22 protein-coding genes and 1 other RNA gene are annotated in these 26,444 nt (G+C 36.8%); 22 read left to right on the top strand and 1 reads right to left on the bottom strand.

The window, feature by feature from the left end; genetic code table 11:
- The first annotated feature begins 108 nt into the window (after positions 1-108).
- Both G4D63_RS05315 and G4D63_RS05310 read left to right on the top strand, forming a co-directional pair.
- On the top strand, positions 109-903 hold the full coding sequence (locus G4D63_RS05315) for a class II aldolase/adducin family protein (protein ID WP_163178492.1): 795 nt from the start codon (positions 109-111) through the stop codon (positions 901-903).
- A 127-nt stretch (positions 904-1,030) separates the two neighbouring features.
- Positions 1,031-1,570 carry a GNAT family N-acetyltransferase gene (locus tag G4D63_RS05310; protein WP_163178489.1) on the top strand — a complete coding sequence of 180 codons (540 nt, stop codon included), beginning with the start codon at positions 1,031-1,033 and terminating at the stop codon, positions 1,568-1,570.
- Positions 1,571-1,682: 112 nt separating this feature from the next.
- Here the strand turns inward: G4D63_RS05310 and G4D63_RS05305 are convergent, their stop codons facing one another.
- Positions 1,683-2,555 carry a LysR family transcriptional regulator gene (locus tag G4D63_RS05305; RefSeq protein WP_163178487.1) on the bottom strand — a complete coding sequence of 291 codons (873 nt, stop codon included), beginning with the start codon at positions 2,553-2,555 and terminating at the stop codon, positions 1,683-1,685.
- A gap of 125 nt (positions 2,556-2,680) precedes the next feature.
- Here G4D63_RS05305 and G4D63_RS05300 point away from each other — a divergent pair, with 125 nt between their 5' ends.
- The 20 genes from G4D63_RS05300 (at position 2,681) to G4D63_RS05200 (ending at position 25,965) form a co-directional block, all read left to right on the top strand.
- Positions 2,681-3,472, top strand: coding sequence for a SagB/ThcOx family dehydrogenase (locus G4D63_RS05300; protein ID WP_163178484.1), 792 nt, complete (start codon positions 2,681-2,683; stop codon positions 3,470-3,472).
- A gap of 168 nt (positions 3,473-3,640) precedes the next feature.
- Positions 3,641-5,896: a DEAD/DEAH box helicase gene (locus G4D63_RS05295; protein ID WP_163178482.1), complete on the top strand. Its 2,256-nt coding sequence runs from the start codon at positions 3,641-3,643 to the stop codon at positions 5,894-5,896.
- Positions 5,897-5,921: 25 nt separating this feature from the next.
- Positions 5,922-7,172, top strand: coding sequence for a ribonuclease H-like domain-containing protein (locus G4D63_RS05290; RefSeq protein WP_163178479.1), 1,251 nt, complete (start codon positions 5,922-5,924; stop codon positions 7,170-7,172).
- A gap of 383 nt (positions 7,173-7,555) precedes the next feature.
- Positions 7,556-7,900, top strand: a complete 345-nt coding sequence (locus tag G4D63_RS05285) for a spore coat protein (RefSeq protein ID WP_163178477.1) — start codon at positions 7,556-7,558, stop codon at positions 7,898-7,900.
- A 236-nt stretch (positions 7,901-8,136) separates the two neighbouring features.
- Entirely contained in the window at positions 8,137-8,697 is a 561-nt protein-coding gene (locus G4D63_RS05280; protein WP_163178474.1) for an SLOG family protein, read from the top strand.
- A gap of 85 nt (positions 8,698-8,782) precedes the next feature.
- On the top strand, positions 8,783-9,082 hold the full coding sequence (gene gpsB, locus G4D63_RS05275) for a cell division regulator GpsB (RefSeq protein ID WP_163178472.1): 300 nt from the start codon (positions 8,783-8,785) through the stop codon (positions 9,080-9,082).
- 118 nt (positions 9,083-9,200) lie between these two features.
- Positions 9,201-9,590, top strand: an RNA gene (gene rnpB / locus G4D63_RS05270) — RNase P RNA component class B.
- A 452-nt stretch (positions 9,591-10,042) separates the two neighbouring features.
- The gene (locus tag G4D63_RS05265; RefSeq protein ID WP_163178470.1) at positions 10,043-11,200 is read left to right on the top strand and encodes a THUMP domain-containing class I SAM-dependent RNA methyltransferase; all 1,158 of its coding nucleotides are present in this window, start codon (positions 10,043-10,045) and stop codon (positions 11,198-11,200) included.
- Between the two features lie 136 nt (positions 11,201-11,336).
- A complete protein-coding gene (locus G4D63_RS05260) occupies positions 11,337-11,528 on the top strand; it encodes a DUF3921 family protein (protein WP_163178468.1) in 192 nt (63 codons plus the stop codon).
- Between the two features lie 182 nt (positions 11,529-11,710).
- Complete coding sequence (locus tag G4D63_RS05255) at positions 11,711-13,642, top strand: ATP-dependent DNA helicase (protein ID WP_163179441.1); 1,932 nt, start codon at positions 11,711-11,713, stop codon at positions 13,640-13,642.
- Positions 13,643-13,694: 52 nt separating this feature from the next.
- Positions 13,695-15,212, top strand: a complete 1,518-nt coding sequence (locus G4D63_RS05250) for a carboxypeptidase M32 (protein ID WP_275580270.1) — start codon at positions 13,695-13,697, stop codon at positions 15,210-15,212.
- Between the two features lie 158 nt (positions 15,213-15,370).
- Positions 15,371-15,880, top strand: a complete 510-nt coding sequence (locus tag G4D63_RS05245; RefSeq protein ID WP_163178464.1) for a LysM peptidoglycan-binding domain-containing protein — start codon at positions 15,371-15,373, stop codon at positions 15,878-15,880.
- Between the two features lie 203 nt (positions 15,881-16,083).
- A complete protein-coding gene (locus tag G4D63_RS05240; protein WP_163178462.1) occupies positions 16,084-16,647 on the top strand; it encodes a beta-class carbonic anhydrase in 564 nt (187 codons plus the stop codon).
- A gap of 14 nt (positions 16,648-16,661) precedes the next feature.
- On the top strand, positions 16,662-17,435 hold the full coding sequence (locus G4D63_RS05235) for an SDR family NAD(P)-dependent oxidoreductase (protein ID WP_163178460.1): 774 nt from the start codon (positions 16,662-16,664) through the stop codon (positions 17,433-17,435).
- A gap of 438 nt (positions 17,436-17,873) precedes the next feature.
- Entirely contained in the window at positions 17,874-18,977 is a 1,104-nt protein-coding gene (locus tag G4D63_RS05230; protein ID WP_239585914.1) for a PRK06851 family protein, read from the top strand.
- A 243-nt stretch (positions 18,978-19,220) separates the two neighbouring features.
- Positions 19,221-20,303 carry a type III polyketide synthase gene (locus G4D63_RS05225; RefSeq protein WP_163178458.1) on the top strand — a complete coding sequence of 361 codons (1,083 nt, stop codon included), beginning with the start codon at positions 19,221-19,223 and terminating at the stop codon, positions 20,301-20,303.
- Entirely contained in the window at positions 20,304-20,861 is a 558-nt protein-coding gene (locus G4D63_RS05220; protein WP_163178456.1) for an isoprenylcysteine carboxyl methyltransferase family protein, read from the top strand.
- Between the two features lie 130 nt (positions 20,862-20,991).
- Positions 20,992-24,651 (top strand): dynamin family protein, encoded by a 3,660-nt coding sequence (locus G4D63_RS05215; protein ID WP_163178454.1) that lies wholly within the window; start codon positions 20,992-20,994, stop codon positions 24,649-24,651.
- A 217-nt stretch (positions 24,652-24,868) separates the two neighbouring features.
- Positions 24,869-25,135 carry a YpbS family protein gene (locus G4D63_RS05205; protein WP_163178452.1) on the top strand — a complete coding sequence of 89 codons (267 nt, stop codon included), beginning with the start codon at positions 24,869-24,871 and terminating at the stop codon, positions 25,133-25,135.
- On the top strand, positions 25,135-25,965 hold the full coding sequence (locus tag G4D63_RS05200; RefSeq protein WP_163178450.1) for a sulfurtransferase: 831 nt from the start codon (positions 25,135-25,137) through the stop codon (positions 25,963-25,965). The genes G4D63_RS05205 and G4D63_RS05200 overlap by 1 nt, the downstream gene beginning before the upstream one ends.
- Positions 25,966-26,444 lie beyond the last annotated feature (479 nt).

The raw sequence follows: 26,444 nt of genomic DNA, 5'->3' as shown, positions 1-26,444 counted from the left end.
AATCAAAATTTTTAAAAATATGTAATGTAGTAGGATGTATTTGAATACACTTAAAACAAATTTTTATACTTAGTAGATTCATATTAAAAGATTGTGAGGAGGGATATCATGGCAAATGATAAAACAGTAGAAACACAAGCCTCAAAAATGAAAGCGCTTTTCCAACAACCCACGTTCGAATCTGTTGAAGAAGAACGGCTTCATATTAAACAGAGGTTAGCTGCTGCGTTTCGTCTTTTTTCTAAATTTGGCTTTGATGAAGGAGTCGCTGGACATATTACAGCAAGGGATCCGAAAGAGAAAGATCATTTTTGGGTGAATCCATTTGGGATGCATTTTGGTCAAATCAAGGCTTCTGATTTAATTCTTGTAAATCACTCAGGAGAGGTCGTGGAAGGAGACCGTCCCGTTAATCGAGCTGCTTTTGCCATTCACTCGCAGATCCATGCAGCTCGTCCTGATGTGGTTGCTGCTGCACATGCCCATTCTGTTTATGGAAAAACGTGGTCTTCTTTAGGAAGGACACTAGATCCTATTACTCAGGATGCGTGTGCATTTTACGATGACCATAGTGTGTTTGACGATTATACTGGCCTAGTATTGGATACAGATGAGGGGAAAAAAATAGCAGATGCGTTAGGAAATAATAAAGCCGCTATTTTAATGAACCATGGGTTGTTAACTGTTGGACATACGGTTGATGAAGCAGCTTGGTGGTTTATTACAATGGAAAGGTCTTGTCAGGCACAGTTATTGGCAGAAGCGGCGGGCGCGCCTAGACTCATTTCGGAAACAGGTGCTAAATCAGCCCATTCCGAAGTAGGTACCCATCTCGCAGGATGGTTCCAGTTCCAGCCGCTTTGGGATCGAATCGTGAAAGAACAGCCCGATTTACTAGATTAATCGCCACGTGTTAAGATAGTGTGGTTAAATAAGAGTTTGATGAGATGCTTCCTGTAACAGGGAGCATCTTTTGAGGTTTTCTATATATTTGACTGTATATATCTATGATAAGAAAGAAGGAGTATTAATGGATCATTCAAAGAATTTTTTTCAAAATAATCTACGATATACGATAAGGCCAGCAATTGAGAAAGATGCAAAAGAGTTATCTGAAGTAAGGTTACAAATAGATGGAGAAACAGAGTATTTAGATCGAGAAAAAGGTGAGTCATACATAGATGAATCAGGATTTAAGCAAATCATTAGAGAAGACACTTATCTTGTAAATAATCTATTTTTAGTTGCTGAAGTGGATGAGAGAATTGTTGGTTTTTCAAGGTGTGCTGGTAGCCTATTAAAGAGAACATCTCATAAAGTCGAGTTTGGTGTCTGTGTACTGAAGGAATATTGGGGTTACGGAATCGGGCAAAGCCTCTTAACAGAGTCCTTACGTTGGGCGGACTTAAACGGGATTAAGAAAGTGACTTTAAATGTAATAGAAACAAACGAAAAAGCAATAAAGCTTTATGAAAAACATGGTTTCGAAGTAGAAGGGATTTTAAAAAATGATAAGCTGCATTCCGACCATAAGTATTATAATACCGCAGTTATGGGGAGGTTTAATTAACTATGTAACCAAAATATTTTACTATAGTTTCATTTCTTCATAAGTAGAAGCTGCCAAAAGTTCCTAGTAGGTCTTTCGGAAATGATCTGGCAGCTTATCTTGGTAAAAAAATTTAAGGATTATTAAAAGTATGTTTAACATGAACAATAAATTCTGCTAAACCAGGTGAAATAGACTGGATATCCTTAATGATAAATCCAACCTTTCGTTTTTTGAATGGATATAAAGGGATCGAAACCAGGCCTGCAGTATCTTTTGGAATAGCAAGTTCAGGCAGAATGGTTAATGCTATTCCTTCTTTTACCATTGCTATAATCGTGGATGAATCTTGGATTTCATAACGAATAGTGGGAGTGACCTTTGTTTTATTAAAGGCCTTTTTTAACAAAATGTCACAATCACCTTTTGGCATAATAAAGCAGCTCTCAGAAATATCTTCTAGTGAAACGTATTCTTTACTTGATAATGAATGAGTTTCTTGCAGAAGTACCATTAATTGATCAGAAAGGATTGGTACCTGATCAAGCCCATCCTGTTGATCTAAGATTGTAAGTCCAACATCTATTTCTTCGTTCTTAATTAGTTTTTGCACATCAGTTAAAGTACTTTCAAAAATGATAAGCTCAATATCAGGATAGTTTTTTCGAAATGTACCAACGATTTTAGGTAAAATGTTAGAAGAAACGCTAGGTGTTATACCAATTTTGATTGAACCAATAGAAAGGCCATTAAATGATGCAGCTTCCTGTATCATTGTTTTTTTTAGCTTCATGATCTCTCTCATGTTCCTTAACATTCTTTCTCCAATAATAGTGGGAGTGACACCGTTTCTGCTTCGTTCTAGGAGCTTTACTTGTAGCTCATCCTCCAAGCTCTTGATCATTTGAGAAACAGCTGACTGAGTATAACCTAGCTTATCACTAGCTTTTGTAAAACTTTTTAATTCTACTACTGTCATAAAAACTTCATATTGTAATAGTGTCATACTAACCTCATTTCATTAGAAAAAACTAATGCATAGATAAAAAATATTAATTTTACTAATAGATATACAGATTATATACTAAAAAATAGAATAATAGTAAGTAAAAAAACGGAGGGTTAATCGTTATGTTAAAAAATTGGGAAATAGCCTGTCAGGAATTCATTGAAGCCACGTCTTATGGTTATGGAGATTTGGAAAAAGATTGGCATTTGAAAGTGGATTCTTCGAAAAAACCTCCAACCTACCTGAATTATGAAGATGCCGTAGTTACAATCCCTCTAGGTAAACCAAACTTTAAAGAAGTTCCATCCTTATGGAATATTCTGCAAAATAGAAGATCTAAACGAAATTTTATTGAGAAACCACTTACATTAGAGCAATTAAACCTTATACTCTGGGGAACACAGGGAATAACGGGTGATCTAGGTGACTATCAAGTTAGAACTTCTCCTTCAGCTGGCGCACTTTATCCTATTGAGACATATATGCTTATAAACAATGTAGAAGGGATAGAGAGTGGTTTATATCACTTGAATGTCCAAGATTGGGTCCTAGAGGGATTAAAACTAGGAGATTTCTCAGACTTTGCTTATGAGGTAACAGAAGAACAGCAAATGACTAAAAAAGCTGCTGTAAATTTTATTTGGACAGCTGTGATTGACCGAACATCTTACAAATATAAAGAAAGAGCCTATCGTTATATATGGTGGGATGTTGGGCATGTAGCACAAAACTTTCATCTTGTAGCAAATGCATTAGGATTAGGGTCATGTACTATGGGTCATTGGTTTGATAAGGAAATGAATAAGTTTCTAGGAATTGATGGACAAAACCACATATCCGTATTAATGGCATCAGTGGGTAATGTAGAAGGAAAAGATTGGTTATCTGATCGAAGACCTCCAAAGCTTGATTAAGCCATAGGTGCTACAGTATAGACCGTTTTATTGATTAGTATTAGAACTTTTGAGTGATTGTTTTTCCATATTTCGGATAAAAGCCCAACGATCTTTATAAGGTCGTTGTTTTTTTATTTACGAATCGAACACTTATTCGTTAAAATAGAACTATTAGAGGTGAAAATAATGCAACCATTTGCTAAGCAGAATATGCAAGATCTCATACATGAGCTTAAACAAAATAAACAAATAGTTCACTGGCATACGATTGATGCCAAGTCAGCTAAAACTGCCCCGATTCCGAATTCAATCGACGAAAAGCTGTCTAATGCCTTACAAGCTAGAGGCATAAACGAACTATACACCCACCAGGTCCAGGCATATGAAGCCATTAAAAGAGGGAAGAACTTTGTTGCGGTGACTCCAACGGCTTCTGGAAAAACGCTTTGTTATAATCTACCTGTTTTACAGTCAGTTCTTGAAAACTCTGATTCAAGAGCCCTATACTTATTTCCGACTAAAGCATTGGCACAAGATCAAAAAAGTGAGCTAAACGAATTGATCGAACAAATTGGGGTATCAATTAATAGCTATACCTATGATGGGGATACGGCACCATCAATTAGACAAAAGGTTAGAAAAGCAGGACATATCGTTATTACAAATCCGGACATGCTTCACTCGGCCATTTTACCTCATCATACAAAATGGGTATCGCTGTTTGAAAATCTCAAATATATCGTTATCGATGAACTACATATCTATCGTGGTGTGTTTGGTAGTCATGTAGCAAATGTGATTCGACGGTTAATGAGAATTTGCCGTTTTTATGGAAGTAATCCGCAGTTTATTTGTACCTCAGCAACGATTTCCAATCCCAAGGAGCTTGCCGAGCAACTAACAGGTTCAGATATGGAATTAATTAATAACAACGGTGCACCTTCAGGTAGAAAACATTTTGCCTTTTATAATCCTCCTGTGGTAAACAAACCTCTTAATATAAGAAAAAGCGCCACATTAGAGGTAAGAGATTTAGCTGGTGAATTCTTAAAAAATAAGATTCAAACAATTGTATTTGCACGCAGTCGAGTACGTGTAGAAATTATTCTAACCTATTTACAAGAACTAGTGAAAAATGAACTTGGTTCTAAGTCAATTCGTGGATATCGTGGCGGATATCTGCCTGTTCAAAGAAGAGAGATTGAACGCGGACTAAGAAATGGTGAAATATATGGAGTTGTGAGTACCAATGCACTTGAACTAGGTGTTGATATTGGTCAATTACAAGTTTGTATCATGACAGGTTATCCAGGAACGATTGCAAGTGCTTGGCAACAAGCTGGCAGAGCTGGCAGAAGGCAAGGAGAGGCTTTAATCATAATGGTAGGTAGCTCAAGTCCGTTAGATCAATACATCATCCAACATCCGGAGTACTTTTTTGAACAGAATCCTGAAACGGCTAGAATTAACCCTGATAATCTTGTGATTCTATTAGACCACATAAAGTGCGCAGCTTACGAGCTTCCATTTAAGCAGGGTGATGATTTTGGTGGAGTTGAACTAGAGGATATCCTTGAATACCTAACAGATGAAAAAGTGCTTCATCATCGAGGAAACAAATGGTTCTGGATGAATGATGCTTTTCCTGCTCATAACATCAGCTTGCGTTCTGCTTCTCAAGAAAACGTTATTATTATTGACCAAACCATCACTGCAAATGTAAAGGTAATTGGTGAAATGGATCGATTTAGTGCAATGACACTTCTTCACGATGAGGCGATCTATTTACACCAAGGTACTCAATTCCAAGTTGAAAAACTTGATTGGGAAGAAAAGAAAGCATTTGTTAGAGAGGTCGAGGTTGATTATTTTACAGATGCAAATCTAGCTGTTCAACTAAAGGTGCTAGAGGCAGATAAAGAAAGAACAAATGAAAAACTAACGCTTGGCTATGGAGATGTAATGGTCACTGCAATGGCGACGATCTTTAAAAAAATTAAGTTCGAGACTCATGAAAACATTGGGTCAGGTCCCATTCATCTTCCGGAAGAAGAGCTTCACACAAACGCAGCTTGGTTTACTTTTCTTAAGGATGAAGAGATTAGTGAGAAAAAACTCGAACAAGGTTTACTGGGTGTTGCCCATGCTATTAAGCATATTGTTCCTTTAATTGTCATGTGTGATCCAGGTGATGTTCATATAGTGCCACAGGTAAAATCCACACATTCAGGAGAACCAACTATCTACCTATATGATCGCTACCCAGGTGGAATAGGGTTAAGTGAAAAGCTTTATGACAAAATGGAACACATTCTAGTAGAAGCTAAAAAGTCGATTAATCAGTGTTTATGTGAAAGTGGCTGTCCTTCATGTGTAGGGCTTGACGCCTACGATACGAACACGAAAACAGCTGCTCTCCATTTACTCAAGCAATTTATTTAAGAGGAACTAATAGTGAGGTGAACATATGTCGTTAAAGAATAAGCTGAATCGAATGAAAAAGCACCTTGGTACAAACTCTGACCACCAGGAAACAATTGAAGTCAGTCAGCCTACTGAAGACATTCCTTTTATTCAGGAATGGGAGGATTTTGATGCAAAGCCATATTATTTTGAAGATCAATATATTCTTATTAGAGAGAAGGAGTATCCTTTAACGACAAATCATGGTTTATATCCTTTAGGAGATTTACATGATGTAGTCAGAGAGTGGAATCAGTCCGACTTTAGTCACCCTTTATCAGTAGCCGGCTTCCAAAGCCAAGATTTATTTTTTTTCGATACTGAGACAACAGGTCTTGGAGGTGGGACTGGAAATACGATCTTTTTATTAGGCTATGCAAGAGTGTTTAAAGACAAAGTACAGCTGAGGCAGTTGTTTTTACCAAGTCCTGCTTCAGAAGTTGCTCTTTATCATTACTTTTTACAAGAGGTAGATTATACAACTCTAGTAACGTTTAATGGAAAAGCGTTTGACTGGCCACAAGTAAAAACACGACACACTATGATTAGAAATGAAGTGCCAAAGCTACCGAAATTCGGGCATTTTGATTTACTTCATGCAAGTAGACGCTTATGGAAGAATGAATATGAATCATTAAAGCTAAGTAATGTGGAAAAGCAAATTCTAAACATTTCTAGAGATGGTGATATACCAGGTTATATGGCACCAATGATCTATTTTCACTATCTCGAGGATCAAAATCCAGAAGGTGTTTTTGGAATCATGAAGCATAATGAAACAGATATCCTAACGCTTATTACTCTTTTCACTCATATATCAAACAAGCTACTGCATGCGGAAAGAGGCAGTGATAATGAGCACTTTGAAGTGGCAAGGTGGATGGAAGCGGTAGGAGAAAAAGTAACCGCAACTAGGCATTACTATGAGATTGTAAACAATAAAGGTATAAATAATTGGGGTGCCAAATTAGCGCTATCATCAGTATGTAAAAAAGAAAATAGGTATGAAGAAGCAATAAAGCTTTGGAAGGAATTATGTCTAGGGGATCAGGTACCTAAGAGTGACCGAATATATTCTGCGATAGAGCTTGCGAAATACTATGAACATAAAGCGAAAGAAATTGAGCCTGCGCTTGAATTCACAAACATGGCTTATGAAATGGCTCAGACCATCCCTTTGTTTAACCACCGTGAGTTAAAGAAAAGGATCAATCGTTTGGAAATAAAGTATAAGAAACATTCAGATATTTCCTAGGCAAGCGCATAACTCCCTAAAATTCGTCAAAAGTTGCTGTCGAATAGTGTAAAGCCACTTCTATAATTTACTTGTTGAAAAAGGATTTATATAAATTTAAAATGAATCCTTGTAAATTATTTTAGGGAGAGCAAATGGATATGCCAAAAACGTTATTATATCTCTTTTTCTTCATGATTTGTTTAACGATTATTATTCTCTCAGAGTTCAAAGGAACTTTTTATATTCTTTTTGGGTAATCGTACAAGTGAAATCATATAGGCTTTCGTGGAGTTTTGGGGTAGACAACCCAAAAATAGGTGTTTTAATCAGTACATGTACCCTCCTTCTCTCATAGGCTGTTAATGTAAAACACAAAAGAGAAATTGAAAGGAGAAATTAGCATGCATCATTGTAATCCGAAAGTATTATCACCTATTGTATACCCTACGAAGTGCTGTGTTCAAAATTTCCATGATACAACAATCGTTCCACATATTCACCCAAGTCATACGACAAACGTAAATCATCACTTATATCAACACAACCATTATTTCCCTCACACTGAATCAGTTGTGAATGAAGTTGCAAATCAACATTTTGTTTGCCCTCCAGGAGCACCAATACCAGGAGGAGCACCGGGAGTAGCACCAACTCCAGGAATGGCACCAACACCAGGAATGGCGCCAGGAATGGCACCAGCTCCTGGAGCACCAGGTTTTCCTGCAAACAACATGTTTTTAGGTTAATAAAAGTATTATAATAAACAAGAACTGGTCTTTGACTGGTTCTTGTTTTACTTTTAAAAGAATAAGAAAGTATAAGTTTTTTTGATTGGAGTCTATGTCTAGCTCCAGCGCCCAGCCCCTCGAGGTCAAATAACCCTTCGAGAATAAAGGGAAAAACCACCCTTTTTTCTCGAAGGAACATTTGCTTGTCGGGGCTAAACAGGGCGCTTGCACTTTGCTTATAAAGGTGGTATTACATGTTAAAGGTACTCACAATTACGGGATATAAGTCATTTGAATTAGGAATATTTCAAAAAGATCATAAAGGAATTGATTACATAAAAAAAGCAATTCGCAAAAGATTAATCCCTTTAATTGAAGAAGGGTTAGAATGGATTCTTATTTCTGGGCAATTGGGGACTGAAATATGGGCAGCAGAAGTAGTTCTAGAGTTAAGGCATGAATATCCGATTCAATTAGCTGTATTAACACCGTATTTACAGCAAGAGGAAAAGTGGAATGATCTAAGCAAAGAGCAATACGAATGGATCTTAAGTCAGGCAGACTTTGTTGATAGTATTACAAAAAGGCCATATGAAAACCCAGGCCAGTTAAAAGCAAAAAACCAATATCTCGTACAAAAAAGCGATGGTTTATTAGCTTTTTATGATGATGAAAAAAAAGGTAGTCCTCTTTTTATGGTTCTAGAGGCTCAAAAGAAAATGCAACATCAGAACTACCATATATTTTATATAACTTCATATGATATTGAGGATATTGTGAACGAGGAACAGTTTAATGATTCTACAAATTGGTAAACTAAAGAAAAGATAAAATTGACAACTCACTGTTTTTTTGGAAAAATAATAAAGATGAATGGTAAAGGGTATTGAGGTGAATAATATGCTATCAGATAAAATTAAATTAACAGCTAAGGATATTTTAGAAAAAGAATTTAAAACATCCTTCAGAGGATATAGTCAAGAGGAAGTTGATAAATTCTTAGATTATGTCATTAAGGATTATGAAGCGTTTCATCAAGAAATAGAAGAGCTTCAACAGGAAAATTTACGTTTAAAGAGGCAAGCTGATGAGGGCACAAAAAGACCAACGCCTCAGCCTGCGGGAAATACCAATTTTGATATTTTAAAACGTTTATCAAACCTTGAGAAGCATGTATTTGGAAGTAAACTGTTTGATTAGTACTTAGGATGTTTGCATTACGTGTAAACAGTGTCTTCATAATTGTTGGGATTACTTCCAGCAATTGATATTGCGTAATAAAGTCAGATATACTATACTAAGTCTTACCTGATCAATAGCGTTTGGGTAATCGCTGCATGCTTGTCATGTAGAGGAAAGTCCATGCTCGCACAGGCTGCGATGCCTGTAGTGTTCGTGCCTAGTGAATTCATAAGCTAGGGCAGCCAAGGATCTTGGCTGACGGCAGGGAAACGACCTAAGTCCTCTGGATATGGTCCGAATACCTTGAAAGTGCCACAGTGACGGAGTCCAACTAGAAATGGTTGGAGTGGAACGAGGTAAACCCCACGAGCGAGAAACCCAAATTATGGTAGGGGCGTGTTCTCTAAGGAATTGAACGATGAGAACGACAGATGATGTTTCATCTGTAGATAGATGATTACCACCTGAGTACGAGACACTTAGTCAGTCGCTTGGAGTACGATGGTACAAAACATGGCTTACAAAACGCTATTGATGGACTTCAAACTTTCTAATGCAGAGCTCTCCGACTTAGGAGGGCTTTTTATTATGATACAGGTATAGAAACACCAAATCTGCATCAAGCTGTACATATTGGCACATTAGACACTAGTTTTAAAAAGATTGTTGTTCTTAGACATTTATTAAAATTACAACTTTTTTAGTAAAGGCGTTGATTGAAACGGAAGGTGCGAGACTCCTGCGGGAATAGCGTGACATAGGGACAAAGGAAATCACTTTGTCCTTGGTGAGACCCCGCAGGCAGGCCGAGGAGGCTCACCGCACGCCCCGCGGAAAGCGAGCAACCTGGAGTGTAAATCAACACTCTTGTTAAAAGCTACTAAGCCATAAACTAGGCAAATCTTTACATACTAGAACTATAGACAAAATTAATTTAAGTTATTGATAAGTAACTACTGATAAAAGAAGGAGCGTTTTATGGGTAAAGTAACATTAATCGCAACAGCTGCTATGGGGATCGAATCTGTTGTAGCAGATGAAGTAAGAAGTTTAGGATATGAGAATTGCATCGTTGAAAATGGTAAAGTCATTTTTGAAGCAGACGAAATGGCTATTTGCCGTACCAATCTATGGTTAAGAACAGCAGATCGCATCAAGCTAAAAGTAGGGGAATTTAAAGCAACTACTTTTGATGAACTATTTGAAAAAACAAAAAAACTAAATTGGGCTCAGTATATTCCTGTAGATGCTGAATTCCCTGTAATTGGAAAGTCTGTTAAATCAAAGCTGTTTAGCGTGTCAGATTGTCAGGCTATCGTAAAAAGAGCGGTTGTTGAGAGCTTAAAGACGAAATATAAACAAACGACTTGGTTTGAGGAAAATGGACCTCTTTACCGAATTGAAGTGGCTCTTCTAAAGGACGTTGTTACGTTGACAATTGATACAAGTGGGGTTGGACTACATAAAAGAGGATATCGTGTTGATCAAGGGGAAGCACCGCTAAAAGAAACATTAGCTGCGACACTTGTAAAGCTAACTAATTGGACAGCGGACAAGCCTTTTATTGACCCTTTTTGTGGATCTGGAACGATTCCTATTGAAGCAGCGTTAATAGGTCAAAATATTGCACCAGGGTTTAACCGTGAGTTTGCTTCTGAAAATTGGAGCTGGATTGATTCGTCACTATGGGACAAGGCGAGAGAGGAAGCAGAGGATCTAGCAAAATATGATCAACCTTTAAATATTATCGGGACAGATATTGATCATCGTATGATTAACATGGCTAAAGATAATGCAATTGAAGCAGGCTTAGGAGATTTGGTTTCCTTTAAACAAATGCAGGTAAAAGATATAACCTCCAGAGATGAGTATGGGGTAATCGTTGGGAATCCACCATATGGTGAACGCTTAGGGGAAAAGAAAGCAGTTGAACTTATGTATAAAGATATGGGGAAAGCATTTGAAAAACTTCCAACCTGGTCTGTATACATGCTAACCTCACACCCAGAATTCGAACAACTGTATGGTAAGCAAGCGACGAAAAAGCGTAAGTTATTTAATGGATTTATTAGAACAGATTATTACCAGTTTTGGGGACCAAGACCACCTAGAAACATGAGTAATTCTGACAGCTAATATAAGGGTTATGACTTGACCCAAAGACGCTTTTCACCTATATTGATTAGGGTAAAGGGATTAAGTACAGATGCATAGCATTCTAGTAAACGCATATACTGTTAAATGTTGTAAAATTTAGCGGGAGTGAGAAAAAATGTTATGTGATCCTTTAGATTTTAGTAAAATTAAGAAAGCAATAGATGATACAAATAAGTTAATTGACACAGATCTACATCATCTAGATTCAGTAAATGGTGCCATTATGGAGGCTAATGAGCATTTAATGAACGCCATTTCACATGCAACATCCATAGATAAAAAGTATTTAAAATATACAAATGGCTGAGCAGTTTTCCCTTTGGGAAAACTTTTATTTTTTCTAATAATAGGTTGTAATGGAGATAAAAGCGGGAACTACTCCTAATTAAGTCTTCAAATGACCTATAAAAAAGGTTTTACCAAAGAAATATCGAATTTTAATGTTGCCATATAAAAGGTGCTAACTGGTAGTTGGAGGGTTATAGATTGATGATGGGACAAAAACTTCCTTTTGAAATAGGGAAAACGGATAATTTTTATAATAAATTAAATGAGTGGATTGGGGATGTGTTTTACGACATATTGCCTGATGCAGGATTTGAACTTCGTGACGAACAAATTTTTATGGCGTTTCAGCTAGAAAAAGCATTCCGTGACAAGCAAGTCATCTTTGCAGAAGCAGGTGTTGGAACAGGAAAGACACTAGTCTACCTGTTGTATGCTGTTTGCTATGCAAGATTTACGGGAAAGCCAGCGATTATCGCATGTGCAGATGAAACACTAATTGAGCAGCTAGTTAAGAAGGAAGGCGACATTGCTAAAATAGATAAATTCCTTAACATACAAGTAGATGCAAGATTAGCAAAGTCACAGGATCAGTACCTTTGTTTAAATAAATTAGATGAGAGAATGTCTACGGGAGCATCGGACAAAGAAGAAGATCTGTTTGATGAGCTTCCGGGATTTGTTCATGATCATAATGGACTACAAAAGTTCTTCCACTATGGAGACAGAAAGGACTATGCGCATTTTTCAGATGATGAATGGACAAACGTCGCATGGGACCCTTTTCAGGATTGCTTTGCTTGCTCAAAGAGACACCGTTGTGGTCAGACTCTTTCAAGAGATTTTTATCGAAAAGCAACTGATATTATTATCTGTTCTCATGATTTCTACATGGAGCATATCTGGACAGCGGAATCTAGAAAAAGAGAAGGTCAGTTACCTTTATTACCTGAAGCGAGCTGTGTAGTGTTTGATGAAGGTCATCTTGTAGAGTTTGCTGCACAAAAAGCACTTACATTCCGTGTCAAAGAAAGAACGTTGGAAGAGCTATTAACACGTTTATTAGGAAACGACTTAAGAGAAGAATTTGCTTATTTAGTAGAACAGGCACTTACTGATAATGAAGAATTCTTTCATGAGTTAAAGCTGAATAGTTCTTCAGTTAAAGGATCTAATCGTTTAGAAATTACGTTTCCACCTTCCCTTCTAAAGACCGCTCAGGTTTTATACAAAAGAATTGTTGAGATAGGGGAAGCGTTAGTGTTTGAAGGCGAATTACATACAATCAACCATTATGATTTGAAAATTGTTGAAGAGCATTTAGATCAACTAGAGCATTCCCTACAACTATTTTTAAAGACTGAAGAAGTAATCTCATGGGTTGAGCCTGATGATGAGAGCTTTCATTTGGTGATCATGCCTAGAACTGTTCAAGAAGTATTGAGTGAACAGGTGTTTTCGCAAAGAATACCGTTTGTATTTTCTTCTGCAACACTATCTCAAAATGGCGAATTCGACTATATTGCTAGAAGCTTAGGAATTAAACAATTTGCTTCCTTTATTGTTGAGTCTCCTTTTGATTATGAAGAGAAAATGGAAATCTTCATGAAAAAGGTTGAGGATGAAAACCTGTTTCAGAGTAAACTTGAGACAGCTAAAGCGCAAATTGCTATAACTAAAGGTAGAGCTCTTTTGCTGTTTAATACACGCGACGAGTTAGAGCAATTTAAGGGTGCGGTAAAGGATGATCAGGAGTATTCCTACCTTTTTGAAGGCGACAAAGAAATCAGTGAACTAGTATCGACATTCCAAAATGATGAGGAATCCATACTTTGTGCCGTACACTTATGGGAGGGCTTAGATATACCAGGGCCATCCTTGTCCAATGTGATTATTTGGTCACTACCTTTTCCTCCACAGGATCCGGTATTCCAATCTAAGAAGAAGACAGTGATGGATTATCAAAAAGAAATTGAGATTCCTTATATGCTGTTGAGATTAAGACAAGGTATCGGACGGTTAATACGAACTCAAGAAGATCAAGGAATGATTACAATCATGATGTCAGATTCAACTGACAATAGTGTAATAGACGAAGTTATCAACGTATGTCCAACAAAACCTATCATGATTTAAGAGGATATTAACTAAAAAGATAGAATTATTATATAAATAGGGAGGAATGAAAATGAGTAAATTTCAACAAGTTGAACAAGACTTTTTAGAGCATGTAAAAAAAATGAGTGCCTACAGTGAAGCAATTGGACTTATTCATTGGGACCTTAGAACAGGTGCACCCAAAAATGGAGTTGAACAGCGTTCAGAAGTATTAGGGATGCTTTCTTCTGAAGTGTTTGCATTATCTACTTCCGATAAAATGGAAGAGTTCATACAGATCCTATCAAGCCCAGAGGCTGAAGCGGAAATCTCTGAAATCACGAAGAAATCTGTTGCAGAGTGCAAAAAGGAATTTGAAAGAAACAAAAAGATTCCAGCTGCAGAATATAAAGAGTATGTAATACTTAGATCAAAGTCAGAATCTGCTTGGGAGACTGCTAAGGAAGCGTCTGATTTTGCATCTTTCCAGCCCTATTTAGAAAAGCTGGTTGATTTTAATAAAAAGTTTATTGGCTACTGGGGATATGAGGGTAACAAATATAATACTCTTCTAGATGACTTTGAGCCAGGTGTAACTGTTGAAGTACTAGACAAAGTGTTTGCTCAATTACGTAGCAATATTGTACCACTAGTACAAGCAATTGCTGATTCTCCAAATAAACCTAAGACAGATTTCTTATATCAACCATTTCCAAAGGATAAACAGCGTGATTTTAGTTTAGCTGTTCTAAAAGAGCTTGGTTATGACTTCAATTCAGGTCGTTTAGATGAAACGGTTCACCCGTTCGCCACTGGTTTAAATCCTGGAGATGTTCGTGTAACAACAAAATATGATGAAGCTGACTTTAGATCGGCAGTGTTTGGAACAATCCATGAATGTGGTCACGCTCTATATGAGCAAAACGTTTCAAAAGACTTAATTGGCACTCCATTATGTGGTGGTACGTCAATGGGTATCCATGAATCCCAGTCTTTATTCTATGAAAACTTTGTAGGTCGAAGCTTTCCTTTCTGGAAGAAAAACTATGATCTATTTAAGCAATATGCAGAAGGTCAATTTAATGATGTGTCATTAGAGGAGTTCTACCTAGCTATTAATGAATCAAAGCCTTCACTTATTCGTATTGAGGCTGATGAATTAACGTATCCACTTCATGTAATGGTTCGTTATGAAATCGAAAAAGGTTTGTTCAATGATGAAATTGAAGTAAAGGACCTACCAGAAATCTGGAACAATAAAATGGAAGAATATTTAGGCGTGCGTCCAGAAAATGATGCACAAGGGGTTCTTCAGGATGTTCACTGGTCTGGTGGAGCGTTCGGCTACTTCCCTTCTTATGCACTAGGATATATGTATGCGGCACAAATTAAAGAAGCTATGTTAAAGGATCTTCCTAACTTCGATCAGCTTGTTGAAGAAGGTAACCTAATGGCCGTTAGAGAGTGGTTAACAGAAAAGGTTCACCGTCATGGTCGTATGAAGAAGCCACTTGAAATCTTACAAGATGTAACGGGTGAGGGCTTAAATGCTCAATACTTAGTAGAGTATTTACAGAAGAAATATAACGCTATCTATAACTTAGGGTAACAAATGTAAAGGTCAATTCAATTTGGATTGGCCTTTTTTGTGTCTACAAGTGAGTTTATTGTTTTAAAACGATATTCGGGCTCATCCTCCTGTAACTTCGAATTATGTAATACCGTCTTACTATTTGAATGTATATTAACCAACAGGAGGAAACATCTATGAAAAAATTTATAGCCACAATGTCACTAGGTCTAATGCTAACGTTAGGATTCTCGGGGGTGCAGCTAGCTGATGCTGCATCAAATGTTGTGATTAAAAAGGGGGATACTCTCTACTCGATTGCAAATAAAAACAAGATGACTGTAGAAGACCTCAAGTTAGTAAACGGACTGAAGTCAAACAAGATTTATGCCGGGAAGAGCCTAAAGGTAAAAGATACGAATGAAATCGTCATTAAAAAAGGAGATACTCTATTCTCACTAGCTAAAAAGTACAAAACATCTGTTACCAAGCTTAAAGAAATGAACCATTTAAAAGATAATAAAATCTATGTAGGTCAAATACTTCAGGTACACCCAGATCTAGTCATAAAGATCAAAAAAGGAGATACTCTTTACAGCATTGCTAAAAAATATAAAACAACCGTAGCTGATTTAAAAGAACTAAATAACCTAAAATCAAACAAGATCTATACTGGTCAAACACTGATTATTAAAGAAAAAGAATAACCCATAGATAGAGATGGAGAGGAGCTTCCCATCTCTTTTTTTATGTAATAGAAAGATATTGAATTAGAAACAATAACCAATCACTGTCATCAAAGGGCTTGGTGCTAGCCAAGTTTTTCTAACAGTATAATCATTGTTGTCAGGAATATAGGCTATAGTTTAAGATAATACAATACACATAGAATGGTTGTACGGGGGATGTCATGTCATCTAGACTTGCTGAAATTATAGATTACAATAAACAATTTGTTGAAAATAAAGAATATGAAACATTTAACACCACAAAATATCCTGAAAAAAAGATGGTCATCCTAACTTGTATGGACACTAGATTGGTAGAATTATTGCCTAAATCTATGAGCATTTGCAACGGAGATGCTAAAATCATAAAGAATGCCGGCGCTCTTGTATCTCACCCGTTTGGAAGTGTAATGAGGAGCATTTTGGTGGCTGTCTATAGTCTATATGCAGAAGAAGTGTTTGTTATAGGTCATCGAGATTGTGGAATGACAGGGATGCATGCGACTCCGATTTTAGAAAAAGCGGTAGAAGCAGGTGTGGCTGCTGAGAAAATTAGCGCCTTGAAACACGCTGGGATCAACATTGATGCCTTTCTAAGGGGTTTTGAAAGTGTAGAGCAAAGTGTGAGAGAATCTGTTCATACCATTAAAAATCATCCATTATTACCTGAACATGTACTAGTGCATGGTTTAATCATTGACCCTCATAGTGGAGAATTAGAACTTATTATAGACGGCAATAACTAATAAGGAGGAAGTTTATGTATTTACCATCATTTCAACTTGAAGGGAAAGTAGCAATTGTAACAGGTGCGGGAAGAGGGATTGGCCGAGCAATCGCAATTGGCCTAGCAGAAGCTGGTGCAGATGTAGCCATTCTTTCAAGAACAGAAGAGGATTTAAAAGAAGTAGCGGATCACATACATAACATGGGAAGACGTGCCCTTGTACTTAAAACAGATGTAACAAGTCGAGAAGACGTTCAACGTGCTGTGAATAATGTAGTGGAGCAATTCTCTAAAATTGACATTCTAATTAATAATGCTGGTATGAATATACGTTCAAAGGCTTCAGATGTGACAGACGAAGAGTGGCAGAAAATCATGGATACCAATTTAAAATCGGCTTTCATGTTTTCGCAAGAAGTTGGAAACAGAATGAAGGAAGCTGGTACAAGGGGTAGGATTGTTAATATTGCTTCAGTAGCGGGGCATGTTGCCCTCAGAACTGGTGTAGTTTATGCTGCATCAAAAGCGGCTCTCATCCAAATGACAAAAGTACTATCACTAGAGTGGGGGGCATATGGAATCAACATTAATTCAATTGGTCCATGGTATTTTAAAACCACGTTAACTGAAAAGTTGCTTCAAGATGAAAGTTATGTAAACGAGATTCTTTCTGTCACGCCCTTAAAACGTGTTGGTGAACTACCGGAACTAGTTGGGCCTGCAGTGTTTCTTTGTTCAGATGCTGCTTCTTATATAACCGGACAGACACTTTATGTTGATGGTGGAATGACCATCCAAGGATTTTAATATGAATAATTTTAAACCTGTTCAGATTCTGAACAGGTTTCTTTTTTAAGGCTGTGCTAACCTGTTGTTGATTTTCGTTACAGGACACTCGCTTTCCGCGGGCGAGTCCGTGAGCCTCCTCGGCGAAAGGTGCGCCTGTGGGGTCTCCCGTGACCCGCTCTCCCGCGCTTGCACAGGATGTGCTGACCTCTACGTTTGCCACAGGACGTGGCAGCCTTTAGTAGAGGTTCCTTTACACTCGCGTCCTTCCACTACAATCAACACTGGTCTTTAATACAGCCTTTTTTTCAGAAACATGTACTAGAACGTAAGTCCTGTGTATAAAGAGGCAATGTTTATGTAATTAATCGATAGGCTTTCCTCACTGTCACACATCTTTACAATCCCCATAGTCTAACAGTAGGCGTTTCTTCTAGTATGACGAAGGAGATGGTGTTAATGGGAATTAAGAATTTTTATGCTGGATCAAATTCAAGTCAAGGATTTTATTCCTTATATGATCAAGCTACAAGTGATCTTGATAGAGTCTATATACTTAAGGGGGGACCTGGTACCGGTAAATCTTCCTTTATGAGAAAAATTGGGTTAATTCTAATGGATAAAGGCTTAGATTTAGAGTATTTACATTGCTCTAGTGATAATAAGTCGATAGACGGAATTATAATTCCTAAAATTAAAGTAGGGATATTTGATGGTACAGCACCTCATATTATTGAACCTAAATATCCTGGTGTGGTAGAGACAATGATTGACCTAGGGGCATACCGAAACGATGCTTACTTGGCGAAATTTAAAAGTACCATTATTTCTCTTACCAATGATATCAGCACTAATTTTAAGGCTGCCTATCAAACGATGAAGGAAGCAAAGGAAATTCACCTAAACAAAGAAGATATTTATTTGAGTTCCATGGATTTTGACAAAGCAAATGTTATAACAGAAGACTTGATGCGATCTATATTCACTCCACCTTTTGAGAAGGATAAAAATCCTAAGGTGACAAAGCGCTTTTTCGGGGCAGCAACACCAAATGGAGCTGTTAATTTTATTGACAATATTACAGAAGATTTATCGAAAAGATATATTATTAAAGGAAGACCTGGTAGTGGTAAGTCTACTCTAATGAAGAAAATTGGACGCCACGCAGAAGCTGAGGGTCTGTCTGTAGAATATTACCCATGCGCGTTTGATCCGAACAGTATCGATATGGTTATTATTCCAACACTAAGTGTTGCGATTGTCGATGGAACAGCCCCTCATGTTGTGGATCCTTTTCGTTTAAACGATATTGTTGTAGATATGTTCCGTCTTTGTATGGATACAAGTATCGAAGAAACGCATAAAAAAGAGATCGGCGAGCTTAATATGGCGTACCAAACAAAAATGACATTAGCAACTAATTTTCTAAGTGAGGCGAAGCGACTTCACGACCGATTAGAGGATTATTATAAGCAATCAATGGACTTTGAAAAGGTTAACAAAAAGAGAGAGGAAGTACTTCAAGAAATCCTGTATTTAGCTGCTATTGAGGAAACAACATAATACAAACAGAGTACTTTCCAAAATTTACGAGATGTAACAAACTACCTTATGCGTTATAATAAAACTGCACAACAACAACAATATTCTCCAAAACGTTAGCTTCCCTGTTCCGGGAAGCTTTTTTTTATGCATTTTTTTAACATATAAACTTAGATATCCGATAATGTTATACGAAAAATATATGCATATTTTAACAATTTATAGAAAAAATAATAAAAATTAGAATCTAGAAGGAGACATTTTATGCCTAAGATCACCTCCGTTGGTGTTTGTGTACCGCCTCATTCATTAACGCAAGGAACGACTGTGGAATTTGCCCGTGAACTCTTTCAAGAATCGTTTAAGGATATTTCTAGGCTTTTGACAGTGTTTGAAAATGGACAAATTGAAAAGCGTAATTTCGCTAAGGATTTAGAGTGGTTTAAAAAAGACCATACCTTTGAGGAGCGAAATAATGCATACATAGAGCACGCGGTCGATTATAGCATTGAAGCCATTGAAAACTGTCTTACCAATAAAAGTTTTTTACACGAGGATGTAGATTATCGTGAAATTGATGCCATCTTTTTTATCTCGACAACAGGTTTATCTACCCCAAGTATAGATGCTAAGATTATGAACCATTTACCTTTTTCCCCTCATACAAAAAGAATTCCTATTTGGGGTCTTGGGTGTGCGGGGGGAGCTTCTGGATTATCCAGAGCCTATGATTATTGTCTAGCATATCCAGAAGCAAAGGTACTTGTAGTGGCAGTGGAGTTATGTGGTCTTACTTTTCAACGAAATGACCGATCAAAAAGTAATTTAATTGGTACATCTCTTTTTGCGGATGGAGTAGCTGCAGTACTTCTTTCAGGGAATCAAGCTGAAGCAAAAACGAAGACCACTATTCCTTACATCTTGGATACTCAGTCAACGCTAATGCCTGATTCTGAGGATGTTATGGGATGGGATGTGAAAAATGAAGGTCTGTATGTCATCTTTTCAAAAGATATTCCAACTATTGTCACAGAGTGGTTAAAACCGAATGTAGAAGAACTTTTACAGAAGCATGGATTAAAGCTATCTGATATCAACCACTTTATTGCACATCCTGGTGGAAAGAAAGTCATCCAAGCATATGAGGATGCACTAGGCTTCAACAAGGAACATACGAGACTTTCTCAAAAAGTACTACAGCAGCACGGTAATATGTCGTCAGCAACGGTCTATTATGTGCTAAATGAATTCATGCAACAAGATCTTTCTGCCGGTGATTATGGATTAATAGCTGCCCTGGGACCAGGGTTTAGCTCAGAGCTATTACTAGTGAAGTGGGGAATTTAGATGGTTTTTTACCTATTTTTAGTCTTTATTGTGCTACAAAGGCTAGCGGAATTATTAATTGCTAAAAAAAATGAACAGTGGATGAAATCAAAAGGTGCCATCGAATTTGGGCAAGAACATTATCCATTAATGGTCCTTATGCATTCAGCATTTTTCATGGGAGTACTTTTTGAGGTAACCTGGTTAGATAAAGAAATCTCTCCAGTTTGGCCCGCGTTACTTAGTTTATTTTGCTTAACGCAGTTATTAAGAGTATGGGCATTAACATCACTCGGTAAGTACTGGAATACGAAAATCATAGTCTTACCTAATGCTGAAATCGTCAAGAAAGGACCCTATAAATTTATAAGGCATCCTAATTATCTCATCGTGGGTATAGAAATTATCCTGATTCCCATCTTGTTTGAGGCATATTGGACAGCGATATTATTTACTGCTTTAAACTTGTGGATCCTCTCTATCCGTATACCTTTGGAAGAAAAAGCATTGTTATCAGCTACCAACTATGATGAAAAATTTGAAAAGGTTTCACGCTTTTCTCCAATCCGATTAAAATAATATAGGAACCATAAAGGGCTAGATGAGATTTCTAGCCTTTTTATCGTGTTTTCTTATATGAAAATAAAGATATTTACAGTAAAATGAATAATTAGAAATGTTTATCGGCAAAAAGGGGATTGAATATGGTATGACTCAAAAGCTAGAATCTGTTCAAATAAAAACGCAGGAAGACTTACTTACAAACCTTACAGGGCTATACTTAGAGCTTGAAAAAGCAGGAAATAATGAACTTTCAAAGAAAATGAAGCAATTAGTTAAAAAGGCTTCAGACCGTGAATATAGCATTGGCTTTTGTGGACACTTTTCAGCAGGGAAATCAAGCATGATCAATGAAATAGCAGGTCATGAAATACTTCCAGCTAGTCCTATTCCAACGAGTGCGAACTTAGTAAAGGTTCGGTCTGGAGAAGAGATAGCAAGAATTTATTTGTTTAATGGGGAAGTAGTTGAATTTCCAGCTCCTTACGATATCGATGAGATTAAAGGGTATTGTATGGACGGTGAAGCGGTAGAATGGGTAGAAATCGGAACAAAGTCTTCATTTATTCCTGATGATGTAACCATTTTGGATACACCAGGAATTGATTCAGTAGATGATGCACACCGTATTTCAACAGAGTCAGCGCTTCATTTAGCAGATCTAATCTTTTATATGATGGACTATAATCATGTTCAATCAGAAGTAAGCTTTCATTTTACGAAAAAGCTACAAGAGATGAACAAGCCTTTGTATTTAATCATTAACCAGGTTGATAAACATCAGGAAAGTGAACTTCCTTTCAGCGATTTTAAAGAAGGGGTATTACAGGCCTTTCATGATTGGGGTGTCTATCCAAACGGCATTTTCTATACTAGTTTAAGAGATAAAGATCTACCGATTAACCAGTTACAAGAGGTTAAGGATCTTCTGTCATCTGTTTGGGAATCTAGACATCAATCGTTCGTAAAAGGAATTGCAGATTCTGCTAAAAACCTTGTTATGGACCATATAGATTGGCTAGAGGATCAAGACAGTGAAGTAGCGCTTAAATGGGAAGAAAAGCTTTCAACATTAACAAGCGTAGAAAGAAAGAACATCTCTACTAAGATAGAAGAAATCGAAAATGATATACATGCTTTAGGTATGGAAGCTGAAGAAGCGAAGACAGAATTTCAGCAAAATATAAATAAGCTACTAGACAACGCTTATATCATGCCTTTCCAAACAAGAGAATTGGCAAAACTGTTTTTAGAGAGCGAACAGCCAGAGTTTAAAGTTGGCCTAATCTTTTCTAAACAAAAAACAGAAAAGGAAAAAGAGGAACGGTTACAGGCCTTTCATACAGATTTGATGGAGAAGGTCAATGCTCAAATTGACTGGCACATAAAGGATTTACTCACTAGATTTTGTAAGAAAAATGGACTGGACGAGAGATTACTTAATGATGTTTATCAGTTGGAAGTACCCATCGAGGGTCAAGATCTTCGGAATTTAGTGAAAAAGGGTGCAAAAGTCACGGGTGATGCTATCTTAAACTTTACGAACGATGTGGCAGCCGAGTGTAAGAGGAAATATAGAGCAGAAGCAATGAAGATTATGGAGAATTGGGTGGAGGAGCTTTCTTCCCAATCACATGAAAAAGTAAAGAAGCTTCAGCAGGAGTTAACACATTACAGTGAATATAAAGAAGCGCTTCAAAAATTACAGAAACGCTCACAGGAAATTCAACGTGTTAAAAATTATCTTGTAGACCTATTAGAAAATGGACCTAAGGAAAGTCTTGAAAAAGAAAAAGAACGCCTTTTAAGTTCTCTACTTTATAAAAAAGGTTCTGTAGATACTAGTTTTAAGAAGAATACTGAAAAGGAGCAAGTGGAGCCAAGTACGTCAGATGTACCTGCTGAGATACAATCACAGCAAGTTAATGCGTCAGAAATGGTTTCCAAAATCTATACAGTAACAGAGTCTGTTCAACAAATTAAAGGTCTTCAAACAGTTGTCCAACAGCTTAAAGAAAAAGCGGGACGTTTATCAAATCAATCGTTTTCTGTTGCTTTGTTTGGTGCATTTAGTGCTGGAAAGTCTTCGTTTGCAAATGCCTTAATGGGAACAAAGCTTCTTCCAGTGTCACCGAATCCGACTACAGCAACAATAAACAAAATAAAGCCTGTAACAGAGGAGTTTCCTCATGGTACAGTAAGAGTACAGTTGAAGGATGAAAAGCAGCTTGAAACAGATTTGGCATTTTCTCTGAAATTCTTTCAATATTCCTTTACAACTCTTGCAGAAGCTATTGAGCAAATTCCAGTAATACTAAAGCTAGAGAATATCGACCCTAGACAAAAGCCTCACTATAGCTTTTTACATGCAGTTCTAAAAGGTTATCAAAATATAAAGAATGATCTAGGTAATTTGAAATATGTAGATCTAGAAGAATTTAAGGACTTTGTAGCAAATGAAGAAAAATCATGCTTTGTTGAATGGATTGAGGTCTATTATGAGTGTGAGCTTACCAAGCAAGGAATCACATTAGTTGATACTCCAGGTGCCGATTCCATTAATGCTCGACATACAGGAGTAGCGTTTGAATATATCAAGAATGCAGATGCAATCCTTTTTGTTACCTACTACAATCATGCGTTTTCTAAGGCGGACCGTGAATTTCTAATTCAGCTTGGCCGTGTTAAGGATGCGTTTGAGCTTGATAAAATGTTCTTTATGATTAATGCTGCAGACTTAGCCTCATCTAAAGAAGAGCTACAAATTGTAAAGAATTATGTGAATACCCAACTCTTATCTTATGGTATTCGTAACCCAAGACTGTATCCAGTTTCAAGCTTACTTGCACTAAAGGAAAAAGAGGGCCACTCCGTTCAAGATCAAAGTGTGATGTCAAACTCAGGAATTATAACGTTTGAGGATGAGTTTAAGCATTTTATTGAGCATGAACTAACAGAGCTTACGATTACATCCGCTCAATTAGATCTAATAAGAGTGCATCAAGTTGTAAATGAATATATTCAAATGGCCACGATTGGAAATGATGAGAAAGAGGCAAGAAAGAATATATTATTAAAAGAGCAGCAGGAGATCCTAACCATCCTAGAACAGATTGAAATCGATTCTGCAAAAAAGGCAATACAAATGGAACTAAAAGAATTACTTTATTACGTAAAACAACGTTTGTTCCAAAGGTTTACAGGTATGTACAATGAATCCTTCCATCCTTCCGTTCTTTTAGATGATAATAAAAATATAAAGCAGGCATTAGTGGACTGTTTAGATGAATTGCTTGAATTTGTTGCGTTTGATTTATTGCAGGAGCTAAGGGCTACTAGTGTGAGAATCGAGGGCTTCCTAAAGAATCAATTACAATTTGTACATCAAAAAGCAAATCAAAAGGTAAACCACATTCATGAATCCTTAGAATTAACGTTTATCAATCCTGATAAAATAGACATACCTGAACTTAAAACAATTGCTGATACTTTAGATAAAAGTCAATTAGCAAAACCACTTTCGACCTTTAAAAATGCAAAGTCATTCTTTGAGAAGGATGGTAAGAAAAAGTTAAGAGATGAACTAGAAGAGCTTCTGCAAAAGCCAGTTAGTGACTATTTAGAAGGCTATTTTAGTGATCTCTCGGCCTACTACCTAGAAATCTTTATGAGTCAAACAGGGAAGTGGGAGCAACATGCTACTATAGAAGTTAATCACTATTTTGAAGGATTATTTGATGTCATGTCAGATAAAATGGATGTTCAAGAGCTAAGAAGGATTGAAGACCAAGTGTCACACATGATTTAGGATGATAGGGGGAGAGTAAAATCAAACAACAATCCTTTCATGCCTGTGCAACCTGTATGCATTATCAGATTGAAAAAAGAGAAGGTAAAATGTTATATCAATGCTCTCGGTTAGGATTTGAAACTAAGCCGCACTTCCAATTTAACTGTTGGTCGCCGAAAGAGCGGGTCAAGAAGCTAATGGAAAAACGTGGTTTATTATAGAAAGGGGAATTTACATGAGTGTGCATCATGCCATTACAAAGCATTCAACAAAGCAACATGAGATTTTAAAGGAGTTCTTACAATTAGATCAACTGCGTGAGATGTATATAGAAGAAGCAATTAGTTTATACAAACAAGGATCAAATTTTACGACAGATCATATTAATCGAGTTACAGTTGAAATAAACAATCTAGCTAAGCAGGGCGTAGTTCCTCAAAGAAAGCTGGTTACGCCAGACATGGTTGTAGAATTTGTTACAAAACAAGGGTCCAATTCTTAATGTCGCATTTAAAATCAATGGATTGGGTAGCTCAGCACCTAAATGACGAAAATGTTAGATTGATTGACTGTAGGTTTCAATTGAATAACCCACAGGCTGGGATAGACGCATATAATAGATCGCACTTACCAAATGCCGTTTACTTAGACTTAGAGAAGGATTTATCAGGACCGGTGAAAGAACATGGCGGTCGTCACCCCCTACCTAATATAGAAGAACTAGCTAATAAGCTGTCCCAACTGGGAATTGATGAAAAGGTGACAGTAGTTGCTTATGATGATCAAAACGGGGCAATGGCTTCAAGATGCTGGTGGCTTTTAAACTATTTAGGACACGAGAATGTATTCATTATGAATGGCTCCTTTAAAAGCTGGGAGAATCAGCAACTACCACTGTCATCTGAAGTACCTAAAATGACTAAAAGAAACTTTAGACCAACGATCCAGGACCAACTATTAGTCAGTGTAGATGATGTTAAGTCTAGCCTTAATAATCAACATCTTACCTTGATTGATTCTAGAGAGGAACCTAGGTTTAAAGGCGAAGTCGAACCTATTGATAAAATAGCGGGACATATTCCAGGGGCACTGAATTACTTCTGGCAAGATAATATAAACTCCGGCGGAACCTGGAAAGACTCTAAAGATCATGAAAAAAGATTTGAGGAAATCCCAAAGCATCAATCCATAATCGTATACTGTGGTTCCGGTGTAACAGCTTGTCCTAATATCCTTGCTCTAAAAGAAGCAGGTTATAAGGATGTAAAGCTATACGCAGGAAGCTGGAGTGATTGGATTACTTATAAAGATCATCCTATAGGGAAAAGATAATATGAATCGAGTGTGAACCTTAAGGTTTGTGCTCGGTTTTTTGTTTTGTAAATATTTTTGGTACACTTGTATCGTTAATAACAATAACCATTCAGATTCTAATTATAATGGTGCTCATTTATAAACTATGGAAACAAGTTCATATTGAATGAAGCCAAGACAACATGATATATTATTCTTCCGCTCGAAAGATGATCATCAATCAATTGGAAGAAAGTTCATATTGAATCTATTCTATAAAACATGATATATTAATTATCCGCTTGAAAGAGTTAAGAAAACAATGATAAATTAAATCGAAGAAAAGTTTTTGTTGATTTTTTTCTATAAAACATGTTATATTGATTATCTGCTCTAAAGAGTCTCTAAAGAGTGACTGAAGAAAATCGATGATCAGTGAATTGGAAGAAAGTTCATCTTGACTCTATTTCATGAAACATGATATATTGATTGTCCGCTCAAAAATATGATTGATTAAA

The sequence above is a fragment of the Bacillus mesophilus genome (assembly GCF_011008845.1).
Classification (GTDB): domain Bacteria; phylum Bacillota; class Bacilli; order Bacillales; family SA4; genus Bacillus_BS; species Bacillus_BS mesophilus.
Note: the sequence above shows the minus strand (reverse complement) of the source record. Positions and strands in the feature narration are given on the sequence as shown.